This is a genomic window from Waddliaceae bacterium, from assembly GCA_018694295.1.
In the GTDB taxonomy this organism is placed as follows: domain Bacteria; phylum Chlamydiota; class Chlamydiia; order Chlamydiales; family JABHNK01; genus JABHNK01.
Map to the genome: position 1 here is coordinate 1 of JABHNK010000020.1, position 17,878 is coordinate 17,878.

General features: G+C 45.5%; 11 protein-coding genes and 4 tRNA genes. 13 read left to right on the plus strand and 2 right to left on the minus strand.

What is annotated here, in order from left to right:
* The coding region (locus HN980_02015) for a hypothetical protein (protein ID MBT6928258.1) at positions 1-1,821 on the plus strand (1,821 nt) is incomplete at its 5' end.
* Between the two features lie 321 nt (positions 1,822-2,142).
* Here the strand turns inward: HN980_02015 and HN980_02020 are convergent.
* Positions 2,143-2,215 (minus strand) — tRNA-Ala (locus HN980_02020).
* A gap of 154 nt (positions 2,216-2,369) precedes the next feature.
* Between HN980_02020 and HN980_02025 the strand changes: the two genes are divergently transcribed.
* Positions 2,370-3,554, plus strand: a complete 1,185-nt coding sequence (locus HN980_02025; GenBank protein MBT6928259.1) for an aspartate/tyrosine/aromatic aminotransferase — start codon at positions 2,370-2,372, stop codon at positions 3,552-3,554.
* Positions 3,555-3,556: 2 nt separating this feature from the next.
* On the plus strand, positions 3,557-4,654 hold the full coding sequence (locus HN980_02030) for a rod shape-determining protein MreC (GenBank protein MBT6928260.1): 1,098 nt from the start codon (positions 3,557-3,559) through the stop codon (positions 4,652-4,654).
* 333 nt (positions 4,655-4,987) lie between these two features.
* Here HN980_02030 and HN980_02035 read toward each other — a convergent pair whose 3' ends face one another.
* Positions 4,988-8,458, minus strand: a complete 3,471-nt coding sequence (locus HN980_02035; GenBank protein ID MBT6928261.1) for a hypothetical protein — start codon at positions 8,456-8,458, stop codon at positions 4,988-4,990.
* A 115-nt stretch (positions 8,459-8,573) separates the two neighbouring features.
* Between HN980_02035 and HN980_02040 the strand changes: the two genes are divergently transcribed.
* From HN980_02040 to HN980_02085, 10 genes are all read left to right on the plus strand, one after another.
* Positions 8,574-8,644: transfer RNA gene (locus tag HN980_02040), tRNA-Gly, on the plus strand.
* Between the two features lie 117 nt (positions 8,645-8,761).
* Positions 8,762-9,616, plus strand: a complete 855-nt coding sequence (rpsB, locus tag HN980_02045; GenBank protein ID MBT6928262.1) for a 30S ribosomal protein S2 — start codon at positions 8,762-8,764, stop codon at positions 9,614-9,616.
* A gap of 6 nt (positions 9,617-9,622) precedes the next feature.
* On the plus strand, positions 9,623-10,468 hold the full coding sequence (locus tag HN980_02050) for an elongation factor Ts (protein MBT6928263.1): 846 nt from the start codon (positions 9,623-9,625) through the stop codon (positions 10,466-10,468).
* 29 nt (positions 10,469-10,497) lie between these two features.
* A complete protein-coding gene (locus HN980_02055) occupies positions 10,498-11,223 on the plus strand; it encodes a UMP kinase (protein ID MBT6928264.1) in 726 nt (241 codons plus the stop codon).
* 14 nt (positions 11,224-11,237) lie between these two features.
* The gene (gene frr / locus HN980_02060) at positions 11,238-11,792 is read left to right on the plus strand and encodes a ribosome recycling factor (GenBank protein ID MBT6928265.1); all 555 of its coding nucleotides are present in this window, start codon (positions 11,238-11,240) and stop codon (positions 11,790-11,792) included.
* 56 nt (positions 11,793-11,848) lie between these two features.
* Positions 11,849-11,923: transfer RNA gene (locus HN980_02065), tRNA-Glu, on the plus strand.
* 20 nt (positions 11,924-11,943) lie between these two features.
* Positions 11,944-12,017, plus strand: a tRNA-Lys gene (locus HN980_02070).
* A 468-nt stretch (positions 12,018-12,485) separates the two neighbouring features.
* The gene (locus HN980_02075) at positions 12,486-13,061 is read left to right on the plus strand and encodes a hypothetical protein (GenBank protein ID MBT6928266.1); all 576 of its coding nucleotides are present in this window, start codon (positions 12,486-12,488) and stop codon (positions 13,059-13,061) included.
* A 400-nt stretch (positions 13,062-13,461) separates the two neighbouring features.
* A complete protein-coding gene (locus HN980_02080; protein MBT6928267.1) occupies positions 13,462-14,511 on the plus strand; it encodes a protein arginine kinase in 1,050 nt (349 codons plus the stop codon).
* A 513-nt stretch (positions 14,512-15,024) separates the two neighbouring features.
* On the plus strand, positions 15,025-17,878 hold a 2,854-nt coding region (locus HN980_02085; protein ID MBT6928268.1), incomplete at its 3' end, for a filamentous hemagglutinin N-terminal domain-containing protein.

Below are 17,878 nucleotides of genomic sequence, written 5' to 3' on the forward strand. Positions count from 1 at the left end.
AAAGATGACAAAGAGGAATCTCCTGATGGCTGGCTTGCGGCACTTTCGGACTCTTGGAAAAAAGATCACGGTGATATCAACGCCGAAGAAGACGCCATACCATTCCAATGGGATGTTGTTATAGAAAAGCTCGGAGAGCTTAAAGCTAAAGAACGCTTCGCTGCGTTCTTTGACTCTTGGACAAAAGATAACGAAGAAATTAATGCTAAAGGAAAGATTGTAGAGCTCTTTGACTCTTGGACCAAAGATGACAAAGAGGAATCTCCTGATGGCTGGCTTGCGGCACTTTCGGACTCTTGGAAAAAAGATCACGGTGATATCAACGCCGAAGAAAACACCATACCATTCCAATGGGACACTGTTGTAGAAAAATTCGAAGAGCTTAAAGCCAAAGAACGCTTCGCGACACTATTAGATTACTTAGTAAGAAAATATGAAGATATCAATGCTAAAGAAAAGATCGCATCGCTCTTTGACTCTTGGACAAAAGATGACAAAGAAGAATCTCCTGACGGTTGGCTTGCGGCACTAGCGGACTCTTGGAAAAAAGATCATGGAGATATTAACGCCGAAGAAGATGCCATACCACTCCAATGGGATGTTGTTGTAGAAAAACTCGAAGCGCTTAAGGCCAAAGAATGCTTCGCTACACTATTAGATTCCGTGGCAAGAAAGTATGAAGATATCAATGCTAAAGGACGACTCGTCGCGCTCTTTGACTCTTGGACCAAAGATGACAAAGAGGAATCTCCTGACGGCTGGCTTGCGGCACTCTCGGACTCTTGGAAAAAAGATCATGGTGATATCAACGCCGAAGAATACACCATGCCATTCCAATGGGATGCGGTTGTAGAAAAACTCGAAGCGCTTAAGGCCAAAGAACGCTTCGCTACACTATTAGATTCCGTGGCAAAAAAGTATGAAGATCTCAATGCTAAAGAAAAGATCGCATCACTCTTTGACTCTTGGACAAAAGATGACAAAGAAGTATCTCCTGACGGCTGGCTTGCAGCGCTATCGGACTCTTGGAAAAAAGATCACGGTGATATCAACGCCGAAGAATACACCATGCCATTCCAATGGGATGCGGTTGTAGAAAAGTTTGGAGAGCTTAAAGCCAAAGAACGCTTCGCAACACTATTAGATTCCTTGGCAAAAAAGTATGAAGATCTCAATGCTAAAGAAAAGATCGCATCGCTCTTTGAATCTTGGACAAAAGATGACAAAGAGGAATCTCCTGATGGCTGGCTTGCGGCACTTTCGGACTCTTGGAAAAAAGATCACGGTGATATCAACGCCGAAGAAGAAATTGCGCCAATACAAAGGGATGCTTTTATAACAAAGTTTGAAGAATTCAACTCTAAAGAAAAGCTCGAAGAATTTAAAGCCAAAGAGCTCTTCGCGACACTATTAGATTCCTGGGCGAAAAAATATAAAGAATTTAATGTTAAAGAAAAACTCGTGGCATTCTTAGAATCCTGGAAAAAGGATGGTAAAGAAAAAGATGCTGAAGATGAACTCGTAGATGCTCAAATAAAAACGAAGCCACTTTCAGCAGTCGACGCTTCAGAAAAACACGAAGATGAAGAGACCGATCTCTATGAGCCTGTTTTTTATGAGAGCAAACCCGTAAATATAAATATCGACAAAACAATATCAGATATCGAAGCTTTCAATGCTTATGATGATTTTGAAGAAGTACTCATATCGTCATCTTGGACGAGGGTGCGGAAGAAGGTAGCGAAAAGGAATCCTGTTTTATACCACTCTTGGATTTTTGAAAAAAATAAGAAAGAAATGGCATGGTTCAAAGAGGGGTAACAGATGATTGAACCTACAAGAGCTAAGCTTCCTAAAAAGTTCGGATTTAGGATTAGGATTTTTCACCACAGAGAACACAGAGAACACAGAGAGAAATGGGGCGGGCTAGGGGTTTCACCCCTAGAACCCCGAGGATTTTCTTTTGGGGTTTTGGGGGAGCATCCCCCAGCCAGAGCGTTTTCTTTCTCTGTGTCCTCCGTGCCTCTGTGGTAGAAAATCCTATTTCGAAATTCTTCTATCCGCTATTTATGATCTCTATGGTAGAATCAACTGTTACTCCAAAATGGCATGTTTTGAACCGTGCCAAAAAAATGTATGATATGGAGCGTAGCGGAATCGAACCGCTGACCTCAACAATGCCATTGTTGCGCTCTACCAATTGAGCTAACGCCCCATAAAAGCGATAGGAAAATGATATCGTGTACTATGCTTTTATCGCAAGAGGATTCTGCCGGTACGACATATCGTAAATCATAGGTTTTAGGTTGACACAATAGGGTGATATATCAAAGAATCTTGTATAGACAAATAATATGGAGTGAATAAACATGGCATTTTTTGCTGATATACAACAAAAACCAGCCGATCCTATATTCGCCCTTACAAAGGAATTCATCGACGATGGTCGCCATGGCAAGGTAAACCTTGGCATCGGAATATATTGCGACGAAGAGCAGAATCTATACGAATTTCCTAGCATAGCGACGGCAGAGCAGCGTATCGCATACGAAAGGACATATCTTCCTCTCGATGGTAATAAAGACTTTATAACGCTTTCACAGAAGCTCGTCTTCGGAGAGAAAACGGTAGCGCTGGCAGAAGGACGTATATCTTCGGCGCAAGCACTAGGAGGGACAGGAGCATTGCGCGTCGGTGGAGAATTTCTCGCTCAACATGTCGGCAAAAAAGCCTTTATCCCTGATAAAACATGGATAAATCATCGCGCCGTCTTCACGCGCTGTGGCATGGACGTCCAAACATATCCATATTGGGATGCTGAAAGTCGAGATTTAGATTTTTCAGGACTTTGTTCTTCCATTACAGCTATGGAAGAAGGAAGCATCGTCATTTTACATGCGTGCTGCCACAACCCCACCGGCACAGACCCTTCGAAAGAAGAATGGAAAGAGCTATCGGCATTGATGAAAAAACATAAGATCATACCGTTCTTCGACTTCGCATACCAGGGTTTTGGAGAAGGAATAGAAGAAGACGCCTGGGCAGTAAGGCATTTCGTCGAAGAAGGCCACGAAATGCTTGTCGCAAGTTCCAACTCCAAAAACTTCGGTCTTTATGGCGAGCGCGTCGGCATGCTTTCGGTGGTATGCCACAATAAAACTATAGCGGAAAACGTCGGAACTAACATCAAAAAGATAATACGCCCAAGCTATTCCAACCCGCCACGGCATGGCGCAGCGCTCGTTGCAGAAGTCCTTGGCGATGACACACTAAAGACACAATGGGAAAAAGAGCTTTCAGAGATACGACACCGCATAAAAGCTATGAGAGAAGCGCTGATCAAAGGCCTCGAAGACAAGAAAGCTGATATCGACATCGATTTCATGAAGAATCAGAAGGGAATGTTCTCTTTCGGGTTTTTAAACGAAAAAAGCGCAGGACCGCTAAAAGAAAAACATGGCATATACTTCCCCGATAACGGTAGAATTAACGTCGCTGGGCTTACGGAGAATAACATGGAATATGTCGTAGAGGCTATCTTGGAGGCACTATAAGGATGAAAAAAATAAAACATCTTCCTTATATTATCATGACCTCTGTCATCGTAGTGGCATTAAGTATTCCCGTCGGCTCATCGGAAAGGTTCCGAGGTGGCATCGTCAGCATGACTAGGCCTTTATGGGAAGGCGTACAGGCCGTCACACATGCTATTGCCAAGCCCTTTTCGTCTATATCGTTTTCTGCTAAGTCGAAAGTTGTAGTTCTAAATGCTGAAAAAGAAAAGCTGACGCTAGAAAATCTACATCTTCATGACGATCTAAACGTTATGAGAGACATCCTCGCCGACGAACAACGCTTAATATATCATCCCGATAGCGTAAAAGATCTTGGCATAACAGTTTCTATTCCAGCGAAAGTTATATACCGCGACCCGGCATCATGGAGCAGCTCGCTATGGCTGAACGTCGGCACCGATAACAATAAAACTATTGGAAGCATCGTCGTCGCTAAAGATAGCCCAGTCGTCGTAGGAACAGACCTCGTCGGCGTCGTCGACTGCGTAGGAAAAAAACAGTGCCGCATACGACTTATCACCGACTCAGGGCTTAACCCCTCAGTTAGAACAACACGAGGACAGCAGCAGGCACACCTAATAAAAGAGAAGATATCGTCGATAAGGAAGTTCCTCGACGATGGGCTGCAAGGTCTTATGCCTGACGAAGAAAACGTAGGGTTTTTAAAGCGATACCTCGAAGAATGGGAGATGATGCTTTCAAAACAAAGCGAAGAATGGCGTCTTGCAAAAGGCACTCTTTCAGGAAGTAGCGCGCCACTGTGGAAGTCGGGAGGGAGAATATTAAAAGGTACAGGGTTTAACTACGATTATGCCGATAAAGAAGGTGACGCCAGAGATCTACTCACAGGGAAACCCTTAGATAAGAAAGACGGCGATGCCGTGCAGCTTGTACGAAATGGCGATATCCTAATAACAACAGGGATGGACGGCGTCTTCCCACAAGGACTGCGCGTCGCGACAGTGACAAAACTCTTCGCACTAAAAGAAGGAAGCTATGGCTACGACTTCGAAGCTATCCCAACCGTCGAAAACCTCGAAGCTCTCACACACGTCAGCGTGCTCCCCCCCCTGCAATAAAAAGTAACAAGCCTCATTTTTTCACCACAGAGACACAGAGACACAGAGCACGCAGAGCGCGCGCAGCGGACGCACAGCTGTCGCCATTGTCGTTGATTGTACTTCCTTTCTTTGTTTTTCCTATAGCAAGCGTAAAGATGCAACCTTATTTTTACGACAACGGCGATAGGGGGCACTGCCGTGTCCGGGTTTATTCATTGTTCAATGAAAAAGGGGGTCTGGGGGAATCCCCCAGCCATGTTCTTTTCTTCTCTGTGTTCTCTGTGGCTCTGTGGTGAAAAATCCTATTTCGAAATTTCTTCTTAATAATGGCTATCGCGTAAGGTCAGTTATTCATCCGACCGGAGTCCGCGATTTTATTTCACGCCATTTTTTTATCATCTGAGCAGCAGGAGGTGCTGCCTCGCGGCCGAAATCGCCGAAGCGAAGGTATACGACGACGACGATCTCAGGCTTCCCGTATTCGTCGAAAAATACAGTCGCACCTTCGCCCTCGTGAGAAGTTTTAGCGTCGAAAGAAGTACCACCAAACCACAAGTGTTTGTATACATGCGTCCCCGTTTCGATGTCGAGAGTGACGCTCTCGACCTTTTCGGCAGAACTTGTTTTTCCGCACATATTTTTCTTCAAAGAATTTAAAGCTTTTATCGCATCACGGTCGTCATAGTAATTTCTGATTCTATTCGTGCTAGCACACCCCTGAGGGCTTGTAAGGACTCTGTTGGTGGCGTCAAGAAGGATGTCGCGAACATGTTTTGGGAGGGGGGTCTCCCTGACGACCTCTTTGTCAAAATAATGTATTAGACTTTTTTGCTCGCTATCATTGCCACCAGAAAATAATGGTGAGTTGGCGCCAGCAAGATCGAGGCTTTCACGATATGGATTGTCGTCGTCGAAGGCACTGACATTACAGCATAAAGGCTCTTTTCCGGCGAGAAGCTTCAGAACCTTAGGCTTAACGACATTGCCGCCATTGGCGATAGCGGATAGCATGACAGCAGTCTGTAAAGGTGTTGCCACTAGAGAATGCTGACCGATGGCATGAGCATACAGACCTGTCTTGTTGGTCGAGAGGTCATTAGGAAGGCTTCCGGAAATCTCCCCAGGAAGGTCTAGTCCAGTGCGGGAGCCGTATGAGAGCATCATAGCAGCTCTGTTGAGGTCTTCGGGGTCTTCAAGAACATCGCCAGCAAGCAAAGAAAAATATAGGTTACTAGATGTCTCCAGAGCAGAATATATGTCGATCTTGCCAATGTTGCGGCGAGCACTGCGAAGAAGGCGACCTCCCTTATACCGCTGGTCGATAGGCTTCCACGAAGCTGTATATCCGACGTTCCACTTGTTGCTGGACCCCTCCTGGAGGTGTGGGTTATCGATGATGACAAGAGGGTTAAGAGCCCCTTTAGAACATCCAGGACCTAGCTGCTTATAACGATGGTTCAATGCAGCATATGCCGTTATGATTTTGAAGATAGACCCTTGAGGTGCGGCCTCGCGAAACGCCCGAGATCTTCCATATCCGAAGCCGTATATAGGGTAAAATGCCGCTGCTAGATGTTTCTCAAGCTGTACCCCTTTAACATGACGAAGGTGAGGATATTTCCCATATAAAGGGCGCGACAGGTCTTCGTAGCTTCTTATGCCTTTGAGATATTCCAACGCCAGCGGTGTCGTTAATGACGAAAGCCTCTCCTTTATCGTAGCATAGGCATCGTGCCACACAGCAGCACGATGAGCACCACCACGGAGCTCTTCTTCCCAAGAAAGAAAATTGTTGGCGTATGCAACGATGTCGTCAGGAATGTCGATATCACTATCGCCGACGACGAAAGCAGCTATAAGATCCCAGCGATGCTTCTGCCAGAAATCTACGAACATACTGCGCTCTTGCTTGTCAAGAAGATCGAGGTACGGACGGTTGTACCGCTTCGCCGCCTTCTCCTCACGGCGCTTGCCCTTAAGGAAGGCTTTCTTGTTCTCAGCAAGCCACGGAATGAAATCAAGAGAATGGAAAAGGTCTTTCGTCATAGCATGGACGACATCTTCGATGACAAGCATCTTCGTCGAAATATCACGGTATTCCTCGATACTTTGCCCGCCGACAACGTCGAGAAGGTCGTGAGAGAAAAATTCTTCGCTAGAAGCAAGAGAAAATAAGTCAAGGACAAGGAGCTTGTCGTAGTTGTGGCGCAGGTCGCGAAAAATAGGGTCTAAAGTGTTGCGGATTTCACGAAGAGCGCCGCCATTGGCATTGAAACGAGAAATAATAGCCTCTTTGTCGGAAGACGGCATGGTATCGCAATATGCAACATATCCTCCGCCACTGTATAATGCATTCATAACGTCGATGGCATTGTCATGGTCGGCGAGAGCCATCAGGGCTTTGAAAGCACGCTGCAACGCGATGGCATTGTTGAGAGAGCCCTTGTTTTCTATCGCCTTGCGTGCTTTGTTCTTCTCGGGAAGAATCTGCGCAATATAACTACCCCACGAAAGGTCAAGGCGCTCCTCTTCGATAACACCCTTGGTAACATTGAACGCCTCCCTCTCAAGAGGGGATTTCCTATTCCAAACCTCGGAGATGTGACGCTCGCTCTCAAGCCATCGATATACGTTAGACCTTTTTTTCTTGGCGTCGATAATGTCGCCAGTAGGGATGAAATCGTTGGGGTCGTAACGCGGAAATGAAGCAAGAGCTAAAATCTCGCCATTGTTGGGGTCCATGGCGATGATAGCACCGCCTTTTATCCACGGCTGATCGAGATTCTTGTGCGTCCCCTCAAAGACGTCATAGTAGATGCTCTTGCCTTCGCGGATCTTCTCATTATGGGCAAGAAGCTCCTCGGCATACTCCTGAAGCTCGGAAGATATAGTAAGGACAAGACGCTGCCCAGGAATAGGGTCGCGAGAGCCGGGAAGCTCACGAAGAAATGTTCCGCGAGCGTCGGAATAGAACGTCTTCTTGCCACGGAAACCACGAAGATTCTCGTCGTAAACGCTCTCGACGCCAGACTTCCCAACATAGTCGTTGATAGTATATGCCCGCTCCTCAAGAGTCTTAAGACGATGACGTACTTCCTCCGACGATGAAAGATTTTTGGGAAGTATAGACTCAAGGCCGTTGTCCTCGTCGGCGATATACCCCTCAAGGTCTTTTATCTCGGCAACGACATCATTATACTCCTCGCGGCTTATCGCACCCATATAGCCTATGACGTCAGAAGCTGAACGCCCACCAGGATACCAACGCTTGGGAACACGCTCGGCATGAAGGCCAGCCCAGCTCTTCTCGAGCATCTTAAGACGAAAATACTGCTCCTCGGTGATGTCTTCTTTTATCACAAAAGGGACGTTAGGCAATAGCGCCGCCTTGGAATGTATGAGATCTTCGACGCGATGCTCGTCAAGGTCGAGCTCCTCAGCAAGAATAACAGCAAGAGAAGTAATATGCTCCTTGCGGGCATAACACTTAACCGTCGTGCCTTCAGTATCGCGTTTCCTAGTAATACGGGGAATCTCGCGGATCTGCGAATAAAAAATGGCAGCATTGTATTGCATCTTGTTGATGGCAAGAGGAATATTGAACCTGTCGCGGATGGTTCCACGCTCGGCACGCTCGATGATAGTACGGCGCTGTGGCTTGCGCGCCGATTCTACACGAGTGTCATGCTGGATGACAGCAAGATGCCATACACGGAAGACGATTACAACCATGATGATAAGGACTACATTCAAAGCACGGTTCGCCTTGGCAGGAATAGAAAGAATAGAGGGCTTTTTTAAGGTTCTTCGTTTTTTTTTCATAAAAAATAATGTAATGTCAAGATACTAGGACTATAAAAGGCAGCCTTTTTCTTGTAAATGTTATAAAACTCCTTGAAAAAAAGATGGGATTGAAGCATAATAATATGGTTTTTACGCGCCTGTAGTTCAATGGTAGAACAGTAGCCTTCCAAGCTACGTGTGTCAGTTCGATTCTGATCAGGCGCTTTTTGTGGGGAAATTCGCAAAAATACAGATATTCAACGATTAACCAAGACCGAAATCTCATCGCAAAGATGGGATGCCGATAAAAACAAGGAGGAACAAGGCTTGGCACATGTAACAATAAAGGAATTACTAGAAGCAGGAACACACTTCGGACACCAAAAGCGCCGATGGAACCCTAAGATGAAACCATATATCTTAGAAGAGCGCAACGGGCTATATATCATAGACCTAGCGAAGACCCTTCAGCAGATACGTACCGCCGTCGATGTAGTAAAAGATGTCGTCGCACAGAAGAAATCTATACTCTTCGTAGGGACGAAAAAACAAGCGAAAAAAGTCGTCCGCGAATGCGCCGAAGAATGTGACGAATATTACGTCTGCGAAAGATGGCTCGGTGGAATGCTGACAAATCTTAAAACAATACGACAGTCGATAAAAAAACTAGAGACTATTGAAGAACAACTCGAAGCCGGCGACGAAAGCGGGCTTAAGAAAAAAGAATTGTCGTTGTTAGCAAAACATCAGCAAAAACTCAACAGAAACCTCTCAGGTATCAGAGAAATGAAGAGGATGCCAGGACTCCTTATCGTCGTCGACCCAGGATGTGAACACATCGCCGTCGCCGAAGCCAATAAGCTAGGAATCCCTGTAATGGCGTTCATCGACACCAACTGTAACCCCGACCCTGTAAAATATGTCATCGCAGGAAACGACGACGCACTAAAAAGCGTAAGACTCGTAATAAAGACCTTGGCAGATGCAGTAACAGAGAAAAAAGATGAAATTAACGCCGCCTCAATGAAAGGCGACGAAGAAAACACTGCAGAATCAAAGAAACTTCCAGAAGAACTCCCAGAAAAACCTCCCGCTGAAAAACCAGCAGAGGAAGAGAAACTTCCTGTAGAAGAAAAACCTCTAGCAGAAGAAGTGCTTCCTAAGGAAGAAACTAAAACAGAAGAAAAAGCGGAGTAAGAATCAATGGTAGAAATTACAGCACAAATGGTTAAAGAGCTACGACACCGTAGCGGTGTAGGAATGAGTAAATGCAAAGAAGCATTAAAAGATTCCGATGGTAGCATGGAAGCCGCTATAGCATATCTCCGCAAGGCCGGTATGGCGACAGCAATTAAAAAAGAAGGACGCGAAGCTAAAGAAGGACTCATCGGAATAGCAGAAAATGACGATGCCGTCGTTCTCGTAGAGATCAACGCAGAGACTGACTTCGTAACAAAAAACGATAACTTCAAAGATTTCCTTAGCAACATCGCTGCAGAGATAGCATCGACGCGCCCAGCAGATCTCGAAGTTTTTGCTACACAAAAATATTCGCAAGACTCTTCTATGACAATAGAAGAATACAGAGCTTCTATAGTACAAAGCATCGGCGAGAATATCAAGATCAAGAGATTTACGATATTAGAGAAAAAACCCGAAGCTTCAGTAGGGGTGTATTCGCATATGCGTGGTAAAATCGTCGCCATAGTAGAAATCGAAGGCGCCGCAGAAGAACAAGGCCTCGCAAAAGACCTCGCTATGCAGGTCGCCGCCGAAGCCCCTGACTACCTCGCTGTTGTAGACATCCCAGAAGACGTGAAAAGCCATGAAGAAGACATCGCCCGCGGACAAGTGAAGAATAAGCCGGAAAATATAATAGAGAAAATTGTTGAGGGCAAATTGAAGGCGTTCTATAATCGTGTTTGTCTGATGAACCAGCAGTTTATCAAAGATGGTGACTTCACCGTCGCCAAATACGTTGAAAAACATGGCAAAGAGATAGAGAAACCGTTAACAGTAACACGTTTCATCCGCTGGTCTATTGGATAATTCGATAACCAACATCCCTGAGGAGAACGATGGGAAAAGATCACGAATATAAAAGGGTTTTGCTCAAAGTATCGGGCGAAGCCCTTGTAGGTTCTAAGGATTCCGGCGTCGATATCGACGTCTGTAACGCCGTAGCACACTCCATAAAAGAACTCCACGATAGCGGAAAAGAAGTCGCTATAGTCGTTGGAGGAGGGAACTTCTTCCGCGGAAGTACCGGAGTGTCACTGCAGGGAATGAACCAATCTGCAGCAGATAACATCGGCATGCTCGCCACAATAATAAACGGACTACTTCTGAAACACTCCCTAGAAGAAAAAGGGTGTGAGGTGCGTGTTATGAGCGCTCTAGAATGCCCCAAAGCTGTAGAACCATTCATCAGAGAAAAAGCAATACAACACCTCGAAGCAAGACGTATCGTTATCTTCGTAGGAGGTACCGGCAACCCATTCTTCACAACAGATACCGCTGCAGCGCTGCGCGCCGGAGAGATAGAGGCACAGCTTCTTATCAAAGCGACGAAAGTCGACGGTATATACGACAAAGATCCCAATAAATATGACGACGCTGTGAAATATGAAACTTTGACGTATTCACAGGCGATAGAAGAAAAATTAAAGATAATGGATCTTACAGCTTTCACGCTTTGTATGGAGAACAAGATCCCTATATTTGTATGTGATATATTCGAAGATAATGGTATTGTCGCTATGATAGAGAATTTTTCATTAGGAACAATAGTTAAAGGAGAATAATAAGGAGAATAATTATGGCAGAGATAGTAGAAACAGCAGAAAAAAAGATGGAAGATGCCGTCGAACATCTTAAAGTAGAGCTTAACAACATAAGGACAGGAAGGGCGAACCCAGCGATGCTCGATAGTGTCATGGTAGAAGTTTATGGCACGAAGATGCGCCTTCGCGACGTTGCTACAATATCTTCGCCAGAATCTCGGCAGCTTCTCATCACACCGTTCGACCAGGGAAATACTGGCGCTATAGGGAAACAAATAGAAGCAGAAAACTTGGGATTCCAGATCGTTACCGAAGGAAACCTTATACGTATCAGCGTCCCCGCTATGGATGAAAATGTCCGTAAAGAGATGGTAAAACAGTGCAAAAAGAAAGGCGAAGAGGGGAAGCTCAGCATAAGAAATGTACGACGAGAATGTAACGACTTCCTAAGAAAACATAAAGCTGACGGTGATATCTCCGAAGATATGGAGCGTACACACGAAAAAGAGGTGCAAGACCTTACAGATAAATATTGTAAGACGATAGACACAATCATCGCCGACAAAGAAAAAGAGGTTTTGGAAATATAGAACTTGAGAAAAAAGCGAAATAAAGATAGAATAGTCTTTCTTCGTTGAAGTTTCTCGGCCCCATCGTCTAGCCTGGCCTAGGACGCCGGATTTTCATTCCGATAACAGGGGTTCGAATCCCCTTGGGGTCAACAACGAAGACATTTAGTATGGGTCCTTAGCTCAGTTGGTTAGAGCACCTCCCTTTTAAGGAGGGGGTCGATGGTTCGAGCCCATCAGGACTCATACTTTTTTTTGCCATATTTTCTCGATCCCACTTCCCACTTCCCACTTCCCACTTCCCACTTCCCACTTCTTACTTCTTACTTCTTACTTCTTACTTCCTACTTCCTACTTCCTACTTCTTTTAAATTTCATAATCGCATCACCTCATAAGCACTAAGCGCAACTTTTTGTCCAGCCGATGGCGGGATCCGCTTGCGAAGGGCGCCAGTCATAAAGCGTCTCAACGAGGCACGAAACATGCTCCTATATCTCATCGCCATCGCGTAGCGATGGTGATGACGGCAGAGGCAAAGCAAAAAACGCAAGAGTATCGCTTGTGTTTTTTTTGCTTTGTCGTGGGTTTACAAAGGGCGTTGCCCTTTGTCGCGGATTGTCAAGGTCGCGGAGACCTTGACATTAGACCTTTCTTTACATCTATTGTTGTTTTTGGGTATAAATTCAGCTATCTATTAACTATAGGGGATGTCTATGAATGTCGAACGCCCATTAGAATGTTCAGGATGCAACAAACCGCATAAAGTTTTCTATACGCAGGTTGTCGGAGACAAAATACATCGTGTTGCGATGTGTGAGTCGTGTCCTTCTTTGCAGCACAAAAACCTCGACGCTGTCATCACTGTAGCGTCGACAGATAAAGAAGGCGCACAGGCAGAGCTATGTTGCGGGGCTTGCGGTACGACGCTAGAAGAGGTGCGCTGTGGAAGCCCGCTAGGGTGTGCAGGGTGTTATGATATCTTCGGCGACATCATTATTGCGGCGGCTTCTCCGAAGGGAAAAACTATACACAAAACTATGATGACACATATCGGCCGCGCGCTAGGAAAGACGGATAAGATGAAGCCCCTTATGACCCTAGTAGCTCTAAACGAAGCATTAGAAGAAACTTTGGGGCGTGAAGACTACGAGCAGGCGGCATGGATACGCGATCAGATAGAAGTCGTTAAAAAGAAAAAGGAAGAAGATCCTAATGCCGACGCCTCACATCTTCTAAAAAAAAGTAAGGTCAAGGCTCGCAGTAAAACTATAAAGGACAAGGGGATATAACCCGTGATTGCGATCTATCCTTTACCATAGAATTTTTGCAGTGGTACAGATACGAAGATGAAAGACGAGCGAATGTTAAAACATTCGCGAGGATAGAAGCAAAGTAGATGTGCTGCTGCAAAAAGAGATATGGTGAAGCCAAATATATAGCAAACGGGTAAATAAAAACAACAAGGAATAGCAAAGACTTAAGGTGTTTATCTTTAAGTAGCTAAAAAGCCTTGTTAGAGCTTTTAAAAAAGAAAAAAGACTTTGTTTTCTATAGCATCCATAGTGTCAGGCAATCTGGCTCATTTTACTCCTCGCGAATAGTTACAACTATTCGCTTGTCGTGCACTGAGCCACCTTACTTAACTCTATGGCGCTAAAGAAAAGATAGGTCGCAATCACGGGTATAAATATGTACGACGTCCTTAAAAACAACAACGCCTTTGGTAAGAATGACAACGATATATGGCTAGCATCGACACTTAAGCTATACAGAAATATCGAAGGGCATATGTTTCCGGGGAAGCTTGACGGCAAAAGCCTTCAGCAGATAGTAAGCCTTCTTGGTAAAGCTTTCGCTGACGAAAATCTTTTGAAAGGGGGACTTTTTCTCGGCGCCGAAGAGCTGGCGCCACTGCAGAAAGAATACCTTTACGAGCATTATATGTCGGCAGAAAGCTTTAATAGGATGAACATAGGCGAAGGATTTGTCATCGACAATACGGCATCGTTTTTGGCGACGATAAACATGAGAAATCATCTGCAGATGAGCCTTCTCGACAGCACCAGAGACCTCGGAGAGGCACTCAACAGGCTTGTTGCCATAGAATCCGCCGTCGGCGAAAAGGTTAAATATGCTTTCACAGAGAAATTCGGGTTCCTTACCGCTGATGCCTCACAGTGCGGTGTGGGCCTGAAAGTATATTCATATCTCCATATTCCTGCACTAATAAATACCGGGTCTTTCGAGGGGTTCTGCAAAAGAGAAGACAACGAAGATATCATCATAGAAGGCATTCAGGGAGGCCTTGACAAGCCCCTCACAGGCGATATCGTGAAAATCCATAACAAGAAAAATCTCGGCGTTACCGAAGAAAATATCATCAGCACAATACAGCGCTTTGTTATGAAAGTAGAAGTCGCAGAAAAAGACGTCAGAACCGCCGTAAAAAAAGACGATAATGCCGCCCTAAAAGACAAGATATCACGGGCGCTAGGGATAATGAAACATTCGTGCCAAATGCATACAACAGAAACACTTAGCCTCTTGAGCCTCGTAAAGCTCGGCGTAGCATTAGGATGGATAGAGGGTATCGATAACGCCACGATAAACGATGCGCTTTTCTGCAGCAGAAGAGCACACCTACACCGACATTATAATGGCAAAATTGATGTCAAAGACCTCGACACAAAACGCGCAGAATATGTCCACGATATCCTTAAGCCTGTGATTGCCACTTAACTTTTGTCATAGGGTTTTCACAGAGAAAAGCGGCGTAGGCACCTCTGTCGACTGCTATTACAACACCCACGCATTGCCATCGGTATCGACGACTTTATGAGTCGAGGACGTTCGCCCCAGAATATATAATGCGCTCACAGGCACTCACCAGCCCCAATTTCGAATGGAGCTCGCTTACGCTATGCCCTCAGCAAAGAAAGGCGATAGGATTATTCAATGATCAATGAACAATGAACAATGAACAATGTAAAATCTCCGCGGTAGTAAATCCTATTTCGAAAATCCTTCATAATACTGATAATTGATAACTGATAACTGATAACTGATAACTGATAACTGGTCACTGGTCACTGGTCACTGAGTCGCGCGTGCCCTACGCGTGTTAACGCGCGCGCAATGCGCGTGTTAATAGGGGATGCTATAGAAATTACTATAGGATTTAATTGACAAGGATTCCATAGATGTTGTATCTATGAAGGAACAGGAAAATATCGAGAAAGGTATACAACGAGAATGTTTCCGAGAAAACTGACAACGATCATTGCAATTCTTACGATGGGATGGATGCTTTTTCTCCCCACAGACGTTATGGCTATACCTCAAGAAGCTACCTTCGACGCAGAACAGATCGCCATAGCACAAGTCGGCACCACCATGACTATCGACCAATCTGTCGATAAAGCAATAATCGACTGGCAAGACTACTCCATCGCCGCCGATGAACTCGTACAATATATACAGCCCAACGCCGACGCCATAGCCCTAAACAAAATTTCAGGAGCCAACCCTTCAGAAATAATGGGCGACATCACTGCTAATGGGCAGATCTTCATAATGAACCCAAACGGAATCCTCTTCGGCCCAAACTCACACGTCAACACCGCAGGACTCCTCGCAACGACACTGAACATCACAGACGAAGACTTCCTCGAAGGTAACTACGAATTCTCCCAAGACCAATATAAAGAACTAGCATATATCATCAACGAAGGCGAGATAACAATATCAGACAACGGCTACGCCGTCCTTGCAGCACCACTCGTATCAAACGAAGGCCTCATCGTCGCAAACCTCGGAAAAGTAGCGGTCGGCGCAGCAGAAGAGTTCACCATAAATTTCGACGGCAGAAACCTCATAAACTTCGAGATAACAACACCACCAGAAGGCTCTACACCAGGAACCGTCCTTATCCCTACCGATAGCATCACCGACATAATAACCCAAGTTGTTAACTTCGACACTCTTATAGAAGAGGGTTGCGTGGAAGAAGCCGATGGCACGACATCGCTAGTAGCATCAAGCGGCCTAATTATAAACGACGGCACAATCACCGCCGACGGCAGCGAAGGCAACGCCGCCGGAGGCGTGCTGATACAAGCTACACAGGTAGCATACAACAACACCGATGCAGTGATTTCAGCAAACGGCGTCGGCGAAAGTTCTGCAAGTGGAAAGATAGAAATAAATGCCGCTAAGGTAGGACATCTCGGAACAATGCATGCCGATGCTACCAATAGCGACGGCGGTGATATCGATGTATATGCTTCGAAGTTGATAGTCTTTGCACCAGGAAGCCTAACAACGGCAAATCCAGGAGCTAATGGCAACGGCGGAGAAGTAATAATCTTTTCTGAGGATACCGCAATTTTTTGGGACGACGCAACAATAGAAGTTAAAGGCGGAAGTGAGTCAGGTGACGGTGGCTTCGTTGAAGTGTCAGGTGTTAAAAGCGTAATGGTCGACGGCAGGGCAAATAGAAGCGCCCCTAATGGCCTTGCAGGAACGCTGCTAATCGACCCTGATTTGCTCACTATTATTGCTGGTGGCGCAGCGAATCCTTTTACCTGGTTGTGGGATGGTGACTACACTGGGGTTTGGGAACAACTTGATTCCCCAGTAAATATGGGTGTAGATATATTATTAAGTCATCTGGGCGATGGGCCTGTTTATCTTGAAGCCTCAGGCGACATAACTCTTAGCACACCACTGACATATGCTGGTAATAACGATCTTACAATGACAGCAGGCGGTGAAGGTGAAATCCAAATAAACGAAGAAATTAATTTCACTGGAGCAGCAAGTTTAACACTCCTTAATAGCGGCGCTGACGTTGACGCAGAATTTCATATCGACGCCGAAATTAATTTAAATTCGGGAAATCTTACGATAACAAACTTCCCCGGAGGAGGAACTCTTGATATAGGTATAGGTTTTCCGGTAACAGTAGTTAGTGGCGATATAACATTTACAGCAAATATGGTTGATCTTAAGGCTGCTGTGATCGCAACGGCAGGAACGTTTACTATGAAGCCTGTCGATGCAACCGATGATATTGGTATTAACTCTGGTGGTGCCGAACCCTTTAACTTCAATACGAATGAACTGGGTTATATGCAAGGGAAGTATAATATCATCGGTCGTAACGATGGAACAGGAGACATAACAATAGGAGAGATTACTCATGGATTTCCGCTAGAGATACTGACAAATACCGGATCTATCATCGTCAACGGCGCTATCACGATGACCGGCAGTGCTTACCTGACGCTAGGAGCCGTTGGTGTGGGAGGAGGCGCTATAGATATAAATGCAGCAATTATCACAAATAATGCTAATTTTATTACATACGGAACGACATTCGACAACACAGGAGGAGCCATTACCACTGTCGGCGGCGACGTAACTTTATCACATAGCGGTGCCGTCACCGTCGCAGCAGCGATAACCACAACCGCCGCAGCTAATAGCGGCACACCTTCCGGTGTTGTAGACATTAATGTCTCAGGTACAAGTATCGCAACGCTTGCTGGTAACATTGTAACAACAGGAGCAGACAATAATGGTGGCACAGCATCGGCAGGCGGCGCAGTAACGATAGATACCACTAATGGTACGATAGGAATAACAGGCGACATCACAACTTCCGGTGGAGATTCCAGCGGTGGCGACGGCAGTGGCGGCGCAGCAGGAGGGATAACGATAACTACTGCTACTAATAATGTAACAACCTTGAATAACAATACGTTGACAGCAGCAGGCGGAGCAAAGAACGGAAGCGGAACAGCAGGAGCAGGAGCGACGATTAATTTTGACGATCCGGTAACTCTTGCTACAGGTATCGTGACGATGACGACAGGAGCTACCGCAGGAGATATCATCTTTGATCAGGTTCTAATTGGAGCACAACCATTGACATTGACGTCAGGATTAGGTGTCATTACCTTCTCACAAGCCGTTGGTAGTGGTACGCCTCTTGGATTGGTGACGATTAATGATGCAGCAGCAGTAAAGGCTTGGTCGACATTCCAGTGCGCAGGCTTCAGCCAAACAACAGCCGGAACAGGAACAATACAATTTGTTGGTCTAT

Coding starts and splice junctions, on each gene's coding strand:
- HN980_02080 (MBT6928267.1), top strand. CDS start 13,462: ATGTACGACGTCCTTAAAAACAACAACGCCTTTGGTAAGAATGACAAC.
- HN980_02035 (MBT6928261.1), bottom strand. CDS start 8,458: ATGAAAAAAAAACGAAGAACCTTAAAAAAGCCCTCTATTCTTTCTATT.
- HN980_02030 (MBT6928260.1), top strand. CDS start 3,557: ATGAAAAAAATAAAACATCTTCCTTATATTATCATGACCTCTGTCATC.
- HN980_02025 (MBT6928259.1), top strand. CDS start 2,370: ATGGCATTTTTTGCTGATATACAACAAAAACCAGCCGATCCTATATTC.
- HN980_02055 (MBT6928264.1), top strand. CDS start 10,498: ATGGGAAAAGATCACGAATATAAAAGGGTTTTGCTCAAAGTATCGGGC.
- HN980_02075 (MBT6928266.1), top strand. CDS start 12,486: ATGAATGTCGAACGCCCATTAGAATGTTCAGGATGCAACAAACCGCAT.
- frr (MBT6928265.1), top strand. CDS start 11,238: ATGGCAGAGATAGTAGAAACAGCAGAAAAAAAGATGGAAGATGCCGTC.
- HN980_02050 (MBT6928263.1), top strand. CDS start 9,623: ATGGTAGAAATTACAGCACAAATGGTTAAAGAGCTACGACACCGTAGC.